This is a genomic window from Burkholderia sp. ZZQ-2 (assembly GCF_050768715.1).
GTDB classification, from domain to species: domain Bacteria; phylum Pseudomonadota; class Gammaproteobacteria; order Burkholderiales; family Burkholderiaceae; genus Burkholderia; species Burkholderia cepacia.
In genome coordinates this window covers 1-16,470 of the sequence record NZ_LDVA01000088.1, presented here as the reverse complement: position 1 = coordinate 16,470, position 16,470 = coordinate 1, and the positions used below count along the sequence as shown (strand labels likewise).

Genomic DNA, 16,470 nt, shown 5'->3' with positions numbered 1-16,470 from the left:
GCGCCTCCGGCACCGCATCGGCGCTTGCCGCGTCGACCGGCGCGAACACGAACGTGCCGCGCCATCCCGGCAGGTGCCAGACCTCCTGCCCGTCCCACGCGAGCGACGCGTCCGGATGGGGGGTGCCGGTGCCGTCGTCGGCCGGCTCGCTGCTGTCGCCCGCTTCCCAGTAGACGACATCGCGATAAAGCCGCAGGCATTGCCCCGCGTGATCGACGCGCAATGCATGGGCATCGTGTGCGGCACGCAACTGCCGCATCATGTTGGCGAGCCGGGCGGCCGACGCGCCCGGCAAACCGAGCCGGCGCATCCAGAAGCGCAGCAGGTTCGCGCCACGCGTATCGTCGAACGCAACCAGTGCATCGCGTGACAGCGCCTGCCCGTCATCGCGCGCGGCAACGGCGAAGTCGAGTTCAGCCAGATCGTCGAGCAGCCGCTGGGCGGCGGCCGCGTGCTGGGCCGCGCGGCCCAGCGCGTCGCGAAAGCCCGGAAAATGCACGGCCAGCGCCGGCAGCACGTCGATGCGCAGCGCATTGCGCGCATAACGCGTGTCGTTGTTCGATTCGTCGTCGATCCATTCGAGCGCGCGCTGCGCCGCATAACGCTCGAGTTGCGCGCGCAGCAATCGCAGCAGCGGGCGCACGCGCTCGACGCTCACGCCGTCGGGGCGGTAACGCGGCGCCATCGCGGCAAGCCCCGCGATCCCCGCGCCGCGCAACAACTGCAGCAACACGGTCTCGGCCTGGTCGTCCGCATGCTGCGCAAGCCACAGCGCGGCCGCGCCGTGGCGTTCGCACATCTCGTCGAGCGCCGCATAGCGCCGCTCGCGCGCTGTCGCCTCGACACCGAGGCCGCTGTCGCGCGGCACGTCGACGCACATCGATTCGAATGCGACGCCGAGCCCGGCCGCGCTCGCCTCGGCATGCGCAACCCACGCATCGGCGTTCGCACTCAGCCCGTGGTGCACGTGCAGCGCGACGCAGCGCGACGCGCCCGCGACGCGCACGGCCGCATCGAGCAACACCGTCGAGTCGAGGCCGCCGCTGTACGCGATCGCGATGCGCGCATCGGGCGGCATGCCGGAAAGCGCAACGCCGACCGCGTCGAGGACGACGCGGTCGGCGGAGAATTCGGTCGGTGGGATCACGAGAGGAATGCGCGCGCAGCGGCGCGCGTATTGAACACGCGGCCGGTCATGCGCCCGGCGTGGTTTCCTTGAACTTGCCGTAGGCCATCAGGCGCTCGAAGCGGCGCTCGCGCAGCGCATCGATGCTCATGCCCTGGAACTGGCGCAGCGAATCGGCGAGCGCGCGGCGCAGCAGCGCAGCCATGCCCTTCGGATCGCGATGCGCGCCGCCGAGCGGCTCGTTGATGATCTTGTCGATCAGGCCGAGCGCCTTCAGGCGGTGCGCGGTCAGGCCGAGCGCTTCCGCGGCTTCCGGCGCCTTCGCTGCGCTCTTCCACAGGATCGACGCGCAGCCTTCCGGCGAGATCACCGAGTAGGTCGAGAACTGCAGCATCATCACGGTGTCGGCCACTGCAATCGCGAGCGCGCCGCCCGAACCGCCCTCGCCGATCACCGTCGTGATGATCGGCGTCTTCAGCTCGGCCATCACGTACAGGTTGCGGCCGATCGCCTCCGACTGGCCGCGCTCTTCCGCGCCGATGCCCGGGTACGCGCCCGGCGTGTCGACGAACGTGAAGATCGGCAGCCCGAACTTCTCGGCGAGACGCATCAGGCGCTCGGCCTTGCGATAGCCTTCCGGACGCGGCATCCCGAAGTTGCGCGCGGCGCGTTCCTTCGTGTCACGGCCCTTCTGGTGACCGATCACCATGCACGGATGGCCGCCGAAGCGCGCGAGACCGCCGACGATCGACAGGTCGTCCGCGAATGCGCGGTCGCCGTGCAGCTCGTGAAAATCGGTAAACAGTTCCGCAACGTAATCGAGCGTGTACGGGCGCTGCGGATGCCGCGCGATCTGCGAAACCTGCCACGGCGACAGGTTCGCGTAGAGGTCTTTCGTCAGTTGCTGGCTTTTCTTCGACAGCCGCTCGATTTCTTCCGAAATGTCGACAGCCGAGTCGTCCTGCACGAATCGCAGCTCTTCGATCTTGGCCTCGAGTTCGGCGATCGGCTGTTCGAAATCCAGAAACGTGGTCTTCATGTGTTCGAATCCTTGGGTCTTGCGGCAGCGCGTATTCTACCCGCGCGGGCGACGCTCAAAACCGACTCTCAACTATTGATGTTTAAAACCCGATAGCCGCCGCTCAGGCGTCGGCGTCGGGCGCATCGAGGCTGCGCCACATGTACCAGGTCGCAACGGTGCGCCACGGTTCCCAGTTGGCCGCGACTTCACGCGCCTCGCTGCGCGTGACGGGTTCCCCGCTGAAGTAATTGACGCTGATCGCGCGGATCAGGCCCGGGTCGTCGAGCGGCAGGACATCCGGCCGCGACAGGTTGAAGATCAGGAACATCTCGGCCGTCCAGCGGCTGATGCCGCGGATCTGCGTGAGTTCCGCGATCACGTCCTCGTCGTCCATCGACGTCCATTTGTCGACGTGCAGCGCACCCGACACGAAATGCTGCGCGAGATCGAGGATGTATTCCGTCTTGCGTTTCGACAACCCGCACGCGATCAGCTTGTCCGCGCCGAGCCGGATCACCGGTTGCGGCGCGAGTTTCGGACAGGCATCCCCGATGCGCGCCCACAGCGACTGCGCCGACGGCACCGAAATCTGCTGGCCGACGACCGAGCGCGCAAGCGTGACGAACGGGTCGCCGCGCTTCACGAGATGCGCGGGACCGAACTTCGGAATCAGTTTCTTCAGGATCCGGTCACGCTTGACGAGGTCGGCGCATGCCTTGTCCCAGTATGCAGGACGCACGACGACCTCCTCGCCGTCCGCTTCGGACGCACGGGCCTTGCGGGCCGCGTCGGCGGCCGGCTGCGCGGCCACGGGCTGCGCATGACCGTTGAGCGCGCCGTTCGGCACGGCGCGCGTTGCGTCCGTCTTCACCGGCGGCACGCGCTTGGCTGCCGGACGCGCGGCGACCGGGGTCGCGCGCCTGACCGGCGCTTTTCTGGCCGTTGCCATCTTGCCTCCTACCTGACGGATCGGTCAGTGGAACGCACCGCGCTCATACGCGACGCCATTCGGTCGATCCGCCCGGTTTGTCTTCAAGTGCGATACCGGTCTCGAGCAGTTCCGCCCGGATCCGGTCCGCTTCGGCATAGTCCTTCGCTTGCTTCGCCGCGACGCGCGCGGCGATCTTCGCTTCGATCTCGTCGGCGGCGAGCCCGCCCGCCTGCGCGGCACCCGACGCCTGCTGCAGGAACGCGCGCGGTTCGCGGCCCAGCAGGCCGAGCAGCCCCGCCAGCTGTTTCAGTTGCCGCGCGAGCGATGCGTCGCGCGTGCGATTCACCTCGCCCGCCAGCTCGAACAACGTCGCCACCGCGACCGGCGTGTTGAAGTCGTCGTTCATCGCGGCCGCAAAACGCTGCGCGTGCGGCTCGTTCCAGTCGAGCGCGAGCGTGTCGGCGTCGACGTCCTTCAGCGCGGTGTAGAGGCGCGTGAGCGACGCGCGCGCATCGTCGAGATGCACGTCGCTGTAATTGAGAGGCGAACGGTAGTGCGTGCGCACGATGAAGAAACGCATGACTTCCGCGTCGTAGCGCTCGAGCACTTCGCGGATCGTGAAGAAGTTGCCGAGCGATTTCGACATCTTCTCGTTGTCGACCTGCACGAAGCCGTTGTGCATCCAGTAATTGACGAACGTCTGGCCGGTCGCTCCTTCGCTCTGCGCGATCTCGTTCTCGTGGTGCGGGAATTGCAGATCCTGCCCGCCGCCATGGATGTCGAAATGTTCGCCGAGCAGCGTGCAGCCCATCGCCGAGCACTCGATGTGCCAGCCCGGGCGGCCCATCCCGTACTTCGACGCCCACGACGCGCCTTCCGGATCTTCCGGCTTCGCCCGCTTCCACAGCACGAAGTCGAGCGGATCTTCCTTCGCGTCGTTCGCGGCGACGCGCTCGCCCGCGCGGAGATCGTCGAGCGACTTGCCCGACAGCTTTCCGTAGTTCGCGAACTTGCGCACCGAGTAATTGACGTCGCCGTCGGTCGCCTGATACGCATAACCGTTCGTCTCGAGCGTCTCGATCATGCCGAGCATCTGCGGAATGAACGCCGTCGCACGCGGCTCGATGTCGGGCCGCTGGATGCCGAGCGCGCTTTCGTCGTCGTGCATCGCGCCGATGAACCGGTCGGTCAGCGACTTGATCGTCTCGCCGTTCTCGACCGCGCGGCGGATGATCTTGTCGTCGATGTCGGTGATGTTGCGCACATACGTGACCCGGTAACCGATCGCACGCAACCAGCGCTGGACGAGGTCGAACACGACCAGCATGCGCGCGTGGCCCACGTGACAATAGTCGTATACGGTGATTCCGCATACGTACATCCGCACTTCGCCGGGCTGGCGCGGCACGAAAACTTGCTTGTCACGCGCGAGCGTGTTGTAGATGCGCAGTGATTCCATAGAGATGAACCGTGAGCCGAAGGAAACCGCCCTGGCGAAGCTCGCCCAGCATGCGAAACGGACGGACCATCTGCTGCGGCACCAGGCCGAGCGTCCTCGATATCACATGGGGCGGTCAGGCTGCAAGCACAGCGGTGACGGCCACGAGAGGCTAAGAAAGACTGCCTGCGGCTCGCCGGAACGCGCAGACGTTTTGTTAGAATGGCTCGGAGTATAACATTCCGATTTACGCCTATGAAACCTCATCGCGGCCGCGCGCCGAGCGCTGCGACCCTCGTTGCGACCACCGTCATGGGCGTCGCGCTGACGCTGTTCGCGGCCCCCGCAGCGCATGCGCAGAAGGCCCCGGCCACCGCCGACGGCACCCCCGAAATCGACGCGTCGATCGCCGGCAAGCAGTGGAAGCAGGCGCTCGCGCAGCTCGACGCGCGCATCGCATCGAACCCGCACGACCTGCAGGCGCAGTTCAAGCGCGGCACCGTGCTGGCCCGCCTGAACCGCGACGACGACGCGATCCAGCAGTTCGTCGCAATCACGCAGGCGTACCCCGAACTGCCCGAGCCGTACAACAACCTTGCGGCGCTTTACGCGAAGCATGGCCGATACGACGAAGCGCGCACCGCGCTCGTCACGGCGACGCAAGCGAACCCGAGCTACTCGCTCGCATACGAGAACCTCGGCGATCTTTACCTGCGCCTCGCGGCCGAGTCGTACAAGCGCGCGCAATCGCTCGGCCGCACGAGCGGCGCGACCGCGCAGCGCCTCGCCGATCTCCAGAAGATCGTGTCGCCGCCGAAGACCGCGCCGAACGCCCGCGCGGCCTCACCGGCCACGCGCGACTACTCCGACCGCGCCGCCGCGAACGTGAGCACCACCACGCTGCCGATGTCGCCGACGTTCCAGTTCAGCGGTCCGTCGGGCGCACTGGCGGCGCCGTACGTCGCGCCGTCGCAATAAGCGGCGCGGCCTTCTTTCCCTCCCAACCTGAGGATCGCAATGAAACGTCTGTTGCTGGCGCTTGGCGGCGCCGCCCTTCTCGCGACCGCGACCGCACCTGCGTTCGCGCAATCGGCTACCGCGCACCCCGTCGTGCAGCTGAAGACCTCGCAGGGCGACATCCGCGTCGAGCTCTACCCGGAGAAGGCGCCGAAATCGGTCGCCAACTTCCTCGATTACGTGAAGGCCGGCCAGTACAACGGCACGATCTTCCATCGCGTGATCAAGGGCTTCATGATCCAGGGCGGCGGCTACAAGACCAACTTCGAGGAGAAGCCGACCCGCGCGCCGATCCCGCTGGAAAGCCGCAATGGTCTGAAGAACCTGACGGGCACGATCGCGATGGCGCGCACGAGCGATCCGAACTCGGCCACCGCGCAGTTCTTCATCAACACGGTCGACAACAGCGGCCTCGACTACCCGAACCCGGACGGCAACGGTTATGCGGTGTTCGGCAAGGTCGTGTCGGGTCTCGACGTCGTGAAGAAGATCGAAGGCGTCGCGACGACCTCGCGCGGCCCGATGCAGGACGTGCCCGCACAACCGATCGTGATCGAATCGGCGAGCGTCGTCTCGAAGTAAGAACCTGCCGGCACGTCCGGCGCCTCACGCGGCCGCGTCGCACGACCGGCCGCGTGCCATTTAAACCGCCTCACCGAAGGAATTCATCATGGTTGAACTGCATACGAACCACGGCGTGATCAAGCTCGAGCTCGACGCCGCGAAGGCACCGAAGACGGTCGAAAACTTCCTGAACTACGTGAAGAAGGGCCACTACGACGGCACCGTGTTCCATCGCGTGATCAACGGCTTCATGATCCAGGGCGGCGGCTTCGAGCCGGGCCTGAAGCAGAAGCCGACCGATGCGCCGATCGACAACGAAGCGAACAACGGCCTGAAGAACGACAACTACACGATCGCGATGGCGCGCACGAACGATCCGCACTCGGCGACCGCCCAGTTCTTCATCAACGTGAACGACAACGACTTCCTGAACCACTCGTCGCCGACGCCGCAAGGCTGGGGCTACGCCGTGTTCGGCAAGGTTGTCGAAGGCCAGGACGTGGTCGACAAGATCAAGGGCGTCAAGACGGGCAACGCCGGTTTCCATCAGGACGTGCCGGCCGACGACGTCGTGATCGAAAAGGCCGTCGTGGTCTGACGCACAGCACGTAACGGAGGCACTTCGATGTTGCAGGAGAGTCCGCCGCGAAGCGTCTCCGCGGGCGTGCCGGGCGAGCGCGAATACGCGCAAGCCGCACGCCCGTTCCTGTTTCTCTCCGATCTGCACCTGAGCGAAGCGATTCCGAAGACGGTCGCCGCGTTCGAGCATTTCGTGAAATACACCGCCGACAGCGCCGACTCGGTGTTCATCCTCGGTGATCTGTTCGAATACTGGATCGGCGACGACATCCTCGACGACGATCCGTTCGCGGCCCGCATGGCCGCGCTGATGCACACGTTCTCGGAACGCGGAATTGCGCTCTACGTGATGCACGGCAACCGCGATTTCCTGCTCGGCCGGCGCTTCATGAAGGCAGCCGGCGCGATGCTGCTGCCCGACCCGTCGCTGATCATGGCGTTCGGCCAGCGCATCGTGCTCGCGCACGGCGACGCGCAATGCACGGCCGATCGCGGCTACCAGTTGTTCCGCCGCTTCGCACGCAACCGCGTCGCGCAATGGCTGTTTCTCGCATGGCCGTTCCGCTGGCGCCGCGCGCTCGCGCACCGCATGCGCTCGAACAGCGAAGCGGGCCGGATGCGCCCTGCTTCGGCGATTTACGATGTCACGCGTGAAGGGGTGGCCGCCCTGTTCCGGAAAAGCCGCGCGAGCGTGATCATTCACGGCCACACGCACCGCCCCGCGCGCCACAGCGAGCCGGGCGGCATTCGCTGGGTGTTGCCCGACTGGGATCTCGACCACGGCAAGCCGCGCGGCGGTTACCTGCGTGTCGACGCGGAAGGCATCCACGCGATGCCGCTCGACTGACGCGGCCGCCGCCGTCGAACCGACCTGTCGCGACCGGCAGCGACCCGCATCGATCACATTACGCCTGGCGCTCGACCGTCTTGCCTTCCAGCACCGCCGACAGCCGGCGCAGATCGAGGCGCGCCGCGTCGGCGCCCTGCAGCGTTTCCAGATGCGTGCCGAGCCGCTCGAGCGCCGCGACGATCTCGTCGACGCGGCGGCTTTCCTTCGCAGCGTGATCGATCAGCCCGTGAATGGCGAGCGACATCGGATCGTCGGCATTCGGCGTGATCCCGTACGCGGAGAACGCCGCGCGTTCGGGCTGCGGCTTCGGCTGCGCTGGCATCACGATGCGCGCCGGATTGCCGACCGCCGTGCCGCCTGCCGGCACCGGCTTCACGACGACCGCGTTCGAACCGATCTTCGCACCCGCACCGACCGTGAAACCGCCGAGCACCTTCGCACCCGCGCCGACGATCACGCCGGCCTCGAGCGTCGGGTGGCGCTTCGCGCCGCGCGTGAGCGACGTGCCGCCCAGCGTCACGCCCTGATAGATCGTGCAGTCGTCGCCGATGATCGCCGTCTCGCCGATCACGACACCCATGCCGTGATCGATGAACACGCGCCGGCCGATCGTCGCGCCCGGGTGGATTTCAATGCCGGTCAGGAACCGGCCGGCCTGTGACGCGAAACGCGCGAGCCAGTAGCGCTTCGCGCGCCAGCATGCGTGCGCGAAACGATGCAGTACGAGCGCATGCAGCCCCGGATAACAGGTCAGCACTTCCCATGCACTGCGAGCGGCGGGATCCCGCTCGCGAATCGTTGCAACGTCTTCGCGCAGTCTCGTGAACATGATGTGGTCTGGGAAAAGGCCGGCGCGCATCGCCGGCAATGACCGGCCGTTATCGCGCCGGGTAATTTAGTTATGACGTTCGGCGATTGTAGGGCGAGTCGCGCACGACCGCACGAGCCCGCGCGTTCACCCCGCCGACGGCGCGGGTATTCGGCCGGAACGCTTGCTGGCATTGAGTTTGCGGGATGGCCGAACAGGCCGGGCGATTCGGCCCGGCGCTTCCGGCGGCCGACGCAGCACCTGCCCGACAGGGAAACGGCCCCGCGCGCCGAGCCGTCCTGCGGCCCGTGCACTGCGCGCCGGCCGCTTACGCGTCGCCGCCCGGTTTGCCCGATTTCAGCAGGATGTGCTTCGCGATACCGCGCAGGATATTGACCTCCTCACGCTCGAGGCCCGTGCGCGCGAACAGGCGCCGCAACCGCGGCATCAGCTTCTTCGGGTTGCGCGGATCGAGGAAATCGAGGGCGATCAGCGCGTTCTCGAGGTGCACGTACATCCGCTCGATCTCGTCGCTCTGCGCGAGCGTGCCGGCTTCGGCCGGCGCTTGCGCCGACGGCTCGCTCGCCTGCTCGAGAAACGCGACGCGCAGCTCGTACGCGAGCACCTGCACGGCCTGTGCGAGATTCAGCGAACTGTAGGCCGGGTTCGCCGGGATGTGCGCGAGCGCGCTGCACTGCTCGACGTGCTCGTTCGCGAGGCCCGTGCGCTCGTTGCCGAACACGAGCGCGATGTCGCCCGTGCCGACCTGTGCGCACGCCTGCGTGGCGGCCGCGCGCGGCGCGAGACGCGGCGGCCCGTATTCGCGCGTACGCGCGGTCAGTGCGATCGACCAGTGCACGCCGGACAGCGCGTCGCCAAGCGTCGGCACGACATGCGCGGAAGCGAGGACGTCGTCCGCGCCGCTGGCCATCGCGATCGCCTCGGGATCGCTCTGGACGTGCGGCACACGCGGCGCGACCAGCACCAGACGCGAGAAACCCATCGTCTTCAGCGCGCGGGCGGCCGCCCCGACGTTGCCGGGATGGCTCGGCTCGACGAGCACGAAACGGGTGGACGTGAAGCCGCCGGACGGCGGCCGGGACGAGGCCGCGCCCGGCTCGGACGGCGCGGCGGTGATCTGCGGGGTTTCCACTACGATACGACTCGGTTCATCAGAATGGCAGTATGGTATCGCCATCGCCGCGGCAAACCCACTCGTCCGGACGGATAGTGGGGGTTTCCCCGTATCCCGGTCGCCTGAAACCGCCAAAAATCGGGTAAAATCATGCCTTTACGCGTCGCACTCCGTGCGGCGCGGGTCGTACCCCGTTCTTTGTCAATTCGCGTCTCACCTCGCCTGCCACGCTTGCGCCGTGCCGGGCGGTTGTTCCACTTCGTGGCGGCCCGTGCCGCCGGCTACAGGATCCAGGCTCATGCATCCCATGCTCAACATCGCTGTCAAGGCTGCGCGCCGCGCCGGACAGATCATCAACCGCGCGTCCCTCGATCTCGACCTGATCGAGATCCGCAAGAAGCAGCAGAACGACTTCGTCACCGAAGTGGACAAGGCCGCCGAAGACGCGATCATCGAGACGCTGAAGACCGCCTACCCCGACCACGCGATCCTCGCCGAGGAATCGGGCGAATCGGAGAACGAATCCGAATTCAAGTGGATCATCGATCCGCTCGACGGCACGACCAACTTCATCCACGGCTTCCCGTACTACTGCGTGTCGATTGCGCTCGAGCACAAGGGCGTCGTCACGCAGGCCGTCGTCTACGACCCGAACAAGAACGACCTGTTCACGGCCACGCGCGGCCGCGGTGCGTACCTGAACGACCGCCGCATCCGCGTCGGCCGCCGCGACCGCCTGTCGGACGCACTGGTCGGCACGGGCTTCCCGTTCCGCGAAAAGGACGGCCTCGATGCATACGCGCGCCTCTTCACCGAAATGACGCAAGCCTGCACCGGCCTGCGTCGTCCGGGCGCGGCAGCACTCGATCTCGCGAACGTCGCGGCCGGCCGCCTCGACGCGTTCTTCGAGCAAGGCATCAACGTGTGGGACATGGCTGCGGGCAGCCTGCTGATCACCGAGGCCGGCGGCCTCGTCGGCAACTACACGGGCGACGCCGATTTCCTGCATCGCCATGAAATCGTCGCGGCGAACCCGAAGATCTACGCGCAGATGATCCCGATCCTGAACCGTTACACCCGCGTACATCCGGCGGCGGAGTAAGCCCCGGCCGCGCCCGCGCGGCGCGGCCTTCGCGCACACCGCTCGCGGGCATCGTCACGACGGCGCACCGTTCGCCTCCCGGTTGCCGGGAGGCGGGAAAATCTTCCCGCACAAGGGTCGCTTCGTGCGCCTATCCTGAAGTTGCTTGAGTTTGTCGGGGCCGGTAGCGTACTGCCGCCCACACCGCCGTTCCCGCAACGACAATAAATGGTTTGCGTGCGGGTTTGCGTGCGGCACGCCCGCGCGGCGGACAACCCCGCCGGCCTGCCGGCCCCCGACCGTATCAACACCGCCACGACGCCGTGGCAATCGCATCCGAGTCCCCATGTTACGGCTAAGCGAAATTAAACTCCCCCTCGACCACCCCGAAAGCGCGTTAGAGGCCGCGATTCGCGCGCGCCTCGCGGAGCTTGGCGTGGCCGCGGACGAGCTCCTCCGTTACACCGTGTTCCGTCGTGCGCACGATGCGCGCAAGCGCGCCGACATCAAGCTCACGTATATCGTCGACGTCGAAGTCGCGGACGAAGCGGCCGCGATCAAGCGCCTCGCCGGCAAGCCGCATTGCGGCGTGACGCCCGACATGGCGTACCACTTCGTCACGAAGGCGCCCGAGCACGGCAATTTCCTGCGCCCGGTCGTGATCGGCATGGGGCCGTGCGGCCTGTTCGCTGGGCTGATCCTCGCGCAGATGGGTTTCCGCCCCATCATCCTCGAACGCGGCAAGGCCGTGCGCGAGCGCACCAAGGACACCTTCGGCCTGTGGCGCAAGAGCGTGCTCAACCCCGAATCCAACGTGCAGTTCGGCGAAGGCGGGGCCGGGACGTTTTCCGACGGCAAGCTGTACAGCCAGATCAAGGATCCCAACCACTATGGCCGCAAGGTGCTGGACGAATTCGTCAAGGCAGGCGCGCCGGAAGACATCCTGTATCTGAGCCGGCCGCATATCGGCACGTTCCGCCTCGTCAGCATGGTGGAAAAAATGCGTGCGTCCATCCACGAACTGGGTGGTGAAGTGCGTTTCGAAACACGGGTCGACGACATCGAGATCGATCAGGGCAAGGTGCGCTCGCTGAAGCTCTCGAACGGAGAAACGCTGCGGTGCGACCACGTGGTGCTGGCCGTGGGCCACAGCGCGCGCGACACCTTCCAGATGCTGCACGATCGCGGCGTCTATATCGAAGCCAAGCCGTTCTCGCTGGGTTTTCGCATCGAGCATCCGCAGGGGCTGATCGATCGCAGCCGCTTCGGCAAGTTCGCGGGCCACAAGCAGCTCGGCGCCGCCGACTACAAGGTGGTCCACCACTGCAGCAACGGCCGCGCCGTCTACAGCTTCTGCATGTGCCCTGGCGGCACCGTGGTCGCGGCGACCTCCGAGCCGGGCCGCGTGGTCACCAACGGCATGAGCCAGTATTCGCGGGCCGAGCGCAACGCGAACGCGGGTATCGTCGTCGGCATCACGCCGGACGATTATCCCGGCGGCCCGCTGGCGGGCATCGCGTTCCAGCGCAAATGGGAAGAGCGCGCGTTCGAACTCGGCGGCGGCGATTACCGCGCGCCGGGTCAACTGGTCGGCGATTTCATCGCAGGCCGACCGTCGACGTCGCTGGGCTCCGTGGAGCCGTCGTACAAGCCGGGCGTGAACCCGACCGATCTCAGCACCGCGCTGCCGGACTACGTGATCGAAGCGATCCGTGAAGCCCTGCCCCAGATCGACAAGAAGATCGCCGGCTTCGCGATGCACGATGCAGTGCTCACCGGTGTGGAGACGCGCACGTCGTCACCGATCCGAATTCGACGCAAGGACGATTACCAGAGCATGAACGTCGAAGGCCTGTATCCGGCCGGCGAAGGCGCCGGGTATGCAGGCGGCATTTATTCGGCGGCGATCGACGGCATCGAAGTTGCGCAGGCGGTGGCTCTCAGCCTCACGTCAGGACACACGTCCTGACACGCAGGACAGAGTCGGCGTGCGAAGGTCCGTGACCCGAGTACGCCAACTTTTGCACGTTCGCCGTGCCAGTCTGTTTCACCGGCGCACCACCACGGCGCGCTTTGGGCACGCCCGTCAAAACACACCGGGAATCAGCCGGTACCGAACCTTCGTCTTGTACGCACGATAATCGGCGTCTTCCGACAGCACCCGCTCTTCCAAACTGATTCGCCCGATCTGCAACAGCATCCAGATGCCGATCGCGAGCAGGTTTCGCGTACTGAAGTTTGCGAGCAGGAAACCGATTTCGGACAACAGATAACCGGCATAGATCGGGTGGCGCATGAACCGGTACGCTCCGGTCGAAACGACGCCGCGATTCGCCGGCAGCAAGCCGAACGAGCGCCCGAGCGACAGTTTCGCGAACAGTTGCCACGCAATCCCGCATATTTGCCAGGCGCCCCCTGCCCACTCCGGGATCAGTTGGGTACTGGCAGTCAGCTGATAGGTCAGGCAGTAGAACGAACCGCCCAGGGACAAGCACACTGCAACGGGATGCCAGTCGCGCCGTTTCGGCAATTTGGCAAACGCCGACATGCAGACGGTCAGTACCGCGGATACCAGCAGCAGGACCAGCGTAATCCGGCTCGGGTCCAATCGCCACGGTATATAAATCAGATAGGCAAATACGCCCAGCACGGTCACTGACAACACGCGAGCGCCAAGCTCGATCAGATTGATCCGCTCCGACTCGTCCGCGACCGTTGTAACGTGCGGCACCAGGGTACTTTGCGCGCACGCGCCCCCCGCATCCTGTATGGCCTGCTTCATGTTTGTGCCCCGAACTTACTGCGTTTTTATATATATTGCCGTTTCAGACTAGCACGCTCCATTCATTGAAACTTGCCTAAGTTTCAGTTTTACGAGGTTGATTGGTGTAAGTCCCGAGAGCGTGGGTAAATATAAAGACCGAGTAACTGGATTACGCGGTCTGCCAAACGTTTCACAGTTTGTAGCGCTGTCCGGACGAACGAAATCGTCTGCGGTCGATGATAATGAGTGGCTAGTCTCCCAGGCGATAAAGGGGCCGAATGAGAGCCGCGGATCGGGCCGCCATGCTCGAAACCGACCGGCGGCGCTGCGCCGCCGGGTTCTAAGCCGCGCACGCCGCCTGACGTCCAAACACACGCGCTGATATGCGGGACGCCGTCAGCACGCAAGGGTTCGCCGATCACCCGCAACTGGCCAAACGGCGAACTTCGCGCTTGCACATGGAAGCCACTGGTAAACTCGGGCAACCCAAGCAACAACTTCATGCCTGACCTATGACCACGCTGTCGCCCGAAGCCTTCGCCGGCCACACCCCGATGATGCAGCAGTACCTGCGCATCAAGGCCGACCATCCCGACACGCTTGTCTTCTACCGGATGGGCGACTTCTACGAGCTGTTCTTCGAAGACGCGGAAAAGGCCGCACGCCTGCTCGACCTGACCCTCACGCAACGCGGCGCATCCGCCGGCACGCCGATCAAGATGGCAGGCGTACCGCACCACGCGGTCGAACAGTATCTCGCCAAGCTCGTGAAGATGGGCGAATCGGTCGCGATCTGCGAACAGATCGGCGATCCCGCCACGTCGAAGGGCCCCGTCGAGCGCAAGGTCGTGCGCGTCGTCACGCCCGGCACGCTGACCGATGCAGCACTGCTGTCCGACAAGAACGATGTTTACCTGCTCGCGATGTGCACGGGCCACAACAAGCGTGGCGTCGCGGTCAATGTCGGCCTCGCGTGGCTGAACCTCGCAAGCGGCGCGCTGCGGCTCGCAGAAATCGAACCCGAGCAGCTCGCTGCCGCGCTCGAGCGCATCCGGCCGGCCGAGATCCTGACGCCGGACGGCGCAACCGACGCCGTGCAGGCAGGCGCAGGCGCAAGCAAGCGCGTGCCGGCGTGGCATTTCGACATCGCGTCGGGCACGCAGCGCCTGTGCGACCAGCTCGATGTCGCGAGCCTCGACGGCTTCGGCGCACATTCGCTGACGAGCGCGTGCGGCGCGGCCGGCGCGCTGCTGCTCTACGCAGCGGCCACACAGGGCCAGCAGTTGCGGCATGTGCGCAGCCTCAAGGTCGAAAACGAAACCGAGTACATCGGGCTCGATCCGGCCACGCGCCGCAACCTCGAACTCACCGAGACGCTGCGCGGCACCGAGTCGCCGACCCTGTATTCGCTGCTCGACACCTGCTGCACGACGATGGGCAGCCGCCTGCTGCGTCACTGGCTGCATCACCCGCCGCGTGCGTCGGTCGCCGCGCAATCGCGCCAGCAGGCGATCGGCGCGCTGCTCGATGCACCGGCAAACGCAAGCCTCGATGCGCTGCGCAGTGCGCTGCGCCAGATCGCGGACGTCGAACGGATCACCGGGCGCCTCGCACTGCTGTCCGCGCGCCCGCGTGACTTGTCGAGCCTGCGCGACACGTTCGCCGCTCTCCCGGCGCTGCGTGAGCGCATCAGCGCGATCGTCCCGAACGCGGACGCCCTCACCCGCGTCGACGCAGCACTCGCACCGCCCGCCGAATGCCTCGACCTGCTGACGAGCGCGATCGCGCCCGAACCGGCCGCGATGGTGCGAGACGGCGGCGTGATCGCGCGCGGCTACGACGCGGAGCTCGACGAGCTGCGCGACATCTCAGAAAACTGCGGACAGTTCCTGATCGATCTCGAAGCGCGCGAGCGCACGCGCACCGGCATCGCGAACCTGCGCGTCGAATACAACAAGGTGCACGGCTTCTACATCGAGGTCACGCGCGGCCAGACCGACAAGGTGCCCGACGACTATCGCCGGCGCCAGACGTTGAAAAATGCCGAGCGCTACATCACGCCCGAACTGAAGACTTTCGAGGACAAGGCGCTGTCCGCGCAGGAACGCGCCCTGGCGCGCGAACGCGCGCTGTACGACGCAGTGCTGCAGGCACTGCTGCCGTTCATCCCCGAGTGTCAGCGCGTCGCATCGGCGCTCGCCGAACTCGACCTGCTCGCCGCATTCGCGGAACGCGCCCGCGCGCTCGACTGGGTCGCGCCGACCTTCACCGACGAGATCGGCATCGAAATCGAACAGGGCCGCCACCCGGTCGTCGAGGCGCAGGTCGAACAGTTCATCGCGAACGACTGCCGGTTCGGCACCGAGCGCAAGCTGCTGCTGATCACCGGCCCGAACATGGGCGGTAAGTCGACGTTCATGCGGCAGACCGCGTTGATCGCACTGATGGCTTACGTCGGCAGCTACGTGCCGGCCAGGTCGGCATGCTTCGGCCCGATCGACCGGATCTTCACGCGCATCGGCGCGGCGGACGATCTCGCGGGCGGCCGCTCGACGTTCATGGTCGAGATGACCGAAGCCGCAGCGATCCTCAACGACGCGACACCGCAAAGCCTCGTGCTGATGGACGAGATCGGCCGCGGCACGTCGACGTTCGACGGCCTCGCGCTCGCGTGGGCCATCGCGCGCCACCTGCTGGCACACAACGCGTGCTACACGCTGTTCGCGACGCACTACTTCGAGCTGACGCAACTGCCGGCGGAATTTCCGCAAGCGGCCAACGTCCACCTGTCGGCCGTCGAGCACGGCCACGGCATCGTGTTCCTGCACGCGGTCAACGAAGGCCCGGCCAACCAGAGCTACGGCCTGCAGGTCGCACAGCTCGCAGGCGTTCCGGCGCCCGTGATCCGTGCCGCGCGCAAGCACCTCGCGTACCTCGAACAGCAGTCGGCGTCGCAGCACACGCCGCAGCTCGACCTGTTCAGCGCGCCGCCGGTGGCCGCCGACGATCTCGAATGCGCGGACTCACCGGCGCTGCCCGACACACCGCATCCGGCGCTCGAAAAACTGCGCGACATCGATCCCGACGATCTCAAGCCGCGCGAGGCGCTCGACCTGCTGTACGAACTGCGCACGCTGGTCCGGTCGCACGATGCCG

The 16,470-nt window shown here is 66.3% G+C and carries 14 protein-coding genes; 7 read left to right on the top strand and 7 right to left on the bottom strand.

Translation table 11 applies throughout. The annotated features are described in order from the left end of the window. From tilS to cysS, 4 genes are all read right to left on the bottom strand, one after another. On the bottom strand, window positions 1-1,147 hold a 1,147-nt coding region (gene tilS / locus ABY44_RS04035; protein ID WP_431640894.1), incomplete at its 3' end, for a tRNA lysidine(34) synthetase TilS. Between the two features lie 46 nt (window positions 1,148-1,193). Beyond that, window positions 1,194-2,165: an acetyl-CoA carboxylase carboxyltransferase subunit alpha gene (locus ABY44_RS04030; RefSeq protein ID WP_006478433.1), complete on the bottom strand. Its 972-nt coding sequence runs from the start codon at window positions 2,163-2,165 to the stop codon at window positions 1,194-1,196. A gap of 103 nt (window positions 2,166-2,268) precedes the next feature. Beyond that, window positions 2,269-3,096 (bottom strand): DNA-3-methyladenine glycosylase family protein, encoded by an 828-nt coding sequence (locus ABY44_RS04025; protein ID WP_060169947.1) that lies wholly within the window; start codon window positions 3,094-3,096, stop codon window positions 2,269-2,271. 43 nt (window positions 3,097-3,139) lie between these two features. Next, complete coding sequence (gene cysS / locus ABY44_RS04020) at window positions 3,140-4,537, bottom strand: cysteine--tRNA ligase (protein ID WP_021162658.1); 1,398 nt, start codon at window positions 4,535-4,537, stop codon at window positions 3,140-3,142. A gap of 234 nt (window positions 4,538-4,771) precedes the next feature. Between cysS and ABY44_RS04015 the strand changes: the two genes are divergently transcribed. From ABY44_RS04015 to ABY44_RS04000, 4 genes are all read left to right on the top strand, one after another. Beyond that, the gene (locus tag ABY44_RS04015; protein WP_027787046.1) at window positions 4,772-5,494 is read left to right on the top strand and encodes a tetratricopeptide repeat protein; all 723 of its coding nucleotides are present in this window, start codon (window positions 4,772-4,774) and stop codon (window positions 5,492-5,494) included. A 39-nt stretch (window positions 5,495-5,533) separates the two neighbouring features. Next, window positions 5,534-6,115: a peptidylprolyl isomerase gene (locus ABY44_RS04010; protein ID WP_021162660.1), complete on the top strand. Its 582-nt coding sequence runs from the start codon at window positions 5,534-5,536 to the stop codon at window positions 6,113-6,115. Window positions 6,116-6,203: 88 nt separating this feature from the next. After that, window positions 6,204-6,695 (top strand): peptidylprolyl isomerase, encoded by a 492-nt coding sequence (locus ABY44_RS04005; protein WP_006751616.1) that lies wholly within the window; start codon window positions 6,204-6,206, stop codon window positions 6,693-6,695. Window positions 6,696-6,722: 27 nt separating this feature from the next. Beyond that, the gene (locus ABY44_RS04000) at window positions 6,723-7,523 is read left to right on the top strand and encodes a UDP-2,3-diacylglucosamine diphosphatase (RefSeq protein ID WP_027787045.1); all 801 of its coding nucleotides are present in this window, start codon (window positions 6,723-6,725) and stop codon (window positions 7,521-7,523) included. Window positions 7,524-7,581: 58 nt separating this feature from the next. On the opposite strand, the gene cysE is transcribed toward ABY44_RS04000, so the two are convergent. After that, the gene (cysE, locus tag ABY44_RS03995; RefSeq protein ID WP_021162662.1) at window positions 7,582-8,355 is read right to left on the bottom strand and encodes a serine O-acetyltransferase; all 774 of its coding nucleotides are present in this window, start codon (window positions 8,353-8,355) and stop codon (window positions 7,582-7,584) included. A 307-nt stretch (window positions 8,356-8,662) separates the two neighbouring features. Further along, on the bottom strand, window positions 8,663-9,487 hold the full coding sequence (locus ABY44_RS03990; RefSeq protein ID WP_021162663.1) for an RNA methyltransferase: 825 nt from the start codon (window positions 9,485-9,487) through the stop codon (window positions 8,663-8,665). A 280-nt stretch (window positions 9,488-9,767) separates the two neighbouring features. Between ABY44_RS03990 and ABY44_RS03985 the strand changes: the two genes are divergently transcribed. Together ABY44_RS03985 and ABY44_RS03980 are read left to right on the top strand one after the other, a co-directional pair. After that, complete coding sequence (locus tag ABY44_RS03985; RefSeq protein WP_021162664.1) at window positions 9,768-10,571, top strand: inositol monophosphatase family protein; 804 nt, start codon at window positions 9,768-9,770, stop codon at window positions 10,569-10,571. 325 nt (window positions 10,572-10,896) lie between these two features. After that, window positions 10,897-12,519, top strand: coding sequence for an NAD(P)/FAD-dependent oxidoreductase (locus ABY44_RS03980; RefSeq protein WP_059589645.1), 1,623 nt, complete (start codon window positions 10,897-10,899; stop codon window positions 12,517-12,519). 117 nt (window positions 12,520-12,636) lie between these two features. On the opposite strand, the gene ABY44_RS03975 is transcribed toward ABY44_RS03980, so the two are convergent. Further along, the gene (locus ABY44_RS03975) at window positions 12,637-13,332 is read right to left on the bottom strand and encodes a methyltransferase family protein (RefSeq protein WP_060084344.1); all 696 of its coding nucleotides are present in this window, start codon (window positions 13,330-13,332) and stop codon (window positions 12,637-12,639) included. Between the two features lie 494 nt (window positions 13,333-13,826). On the opposite strand from ABY44_RS03975, the gene mutS reads away from it, so the two are divergent. Beyond that, on the top strand, window positions 13,827-16,470 hold a 2,644-nt coding region (mutS, locus tag ABY44_RS03970; protein WP_431640892.1), incomplete at its 3' end, for a DNA mismatch repair protein MutS.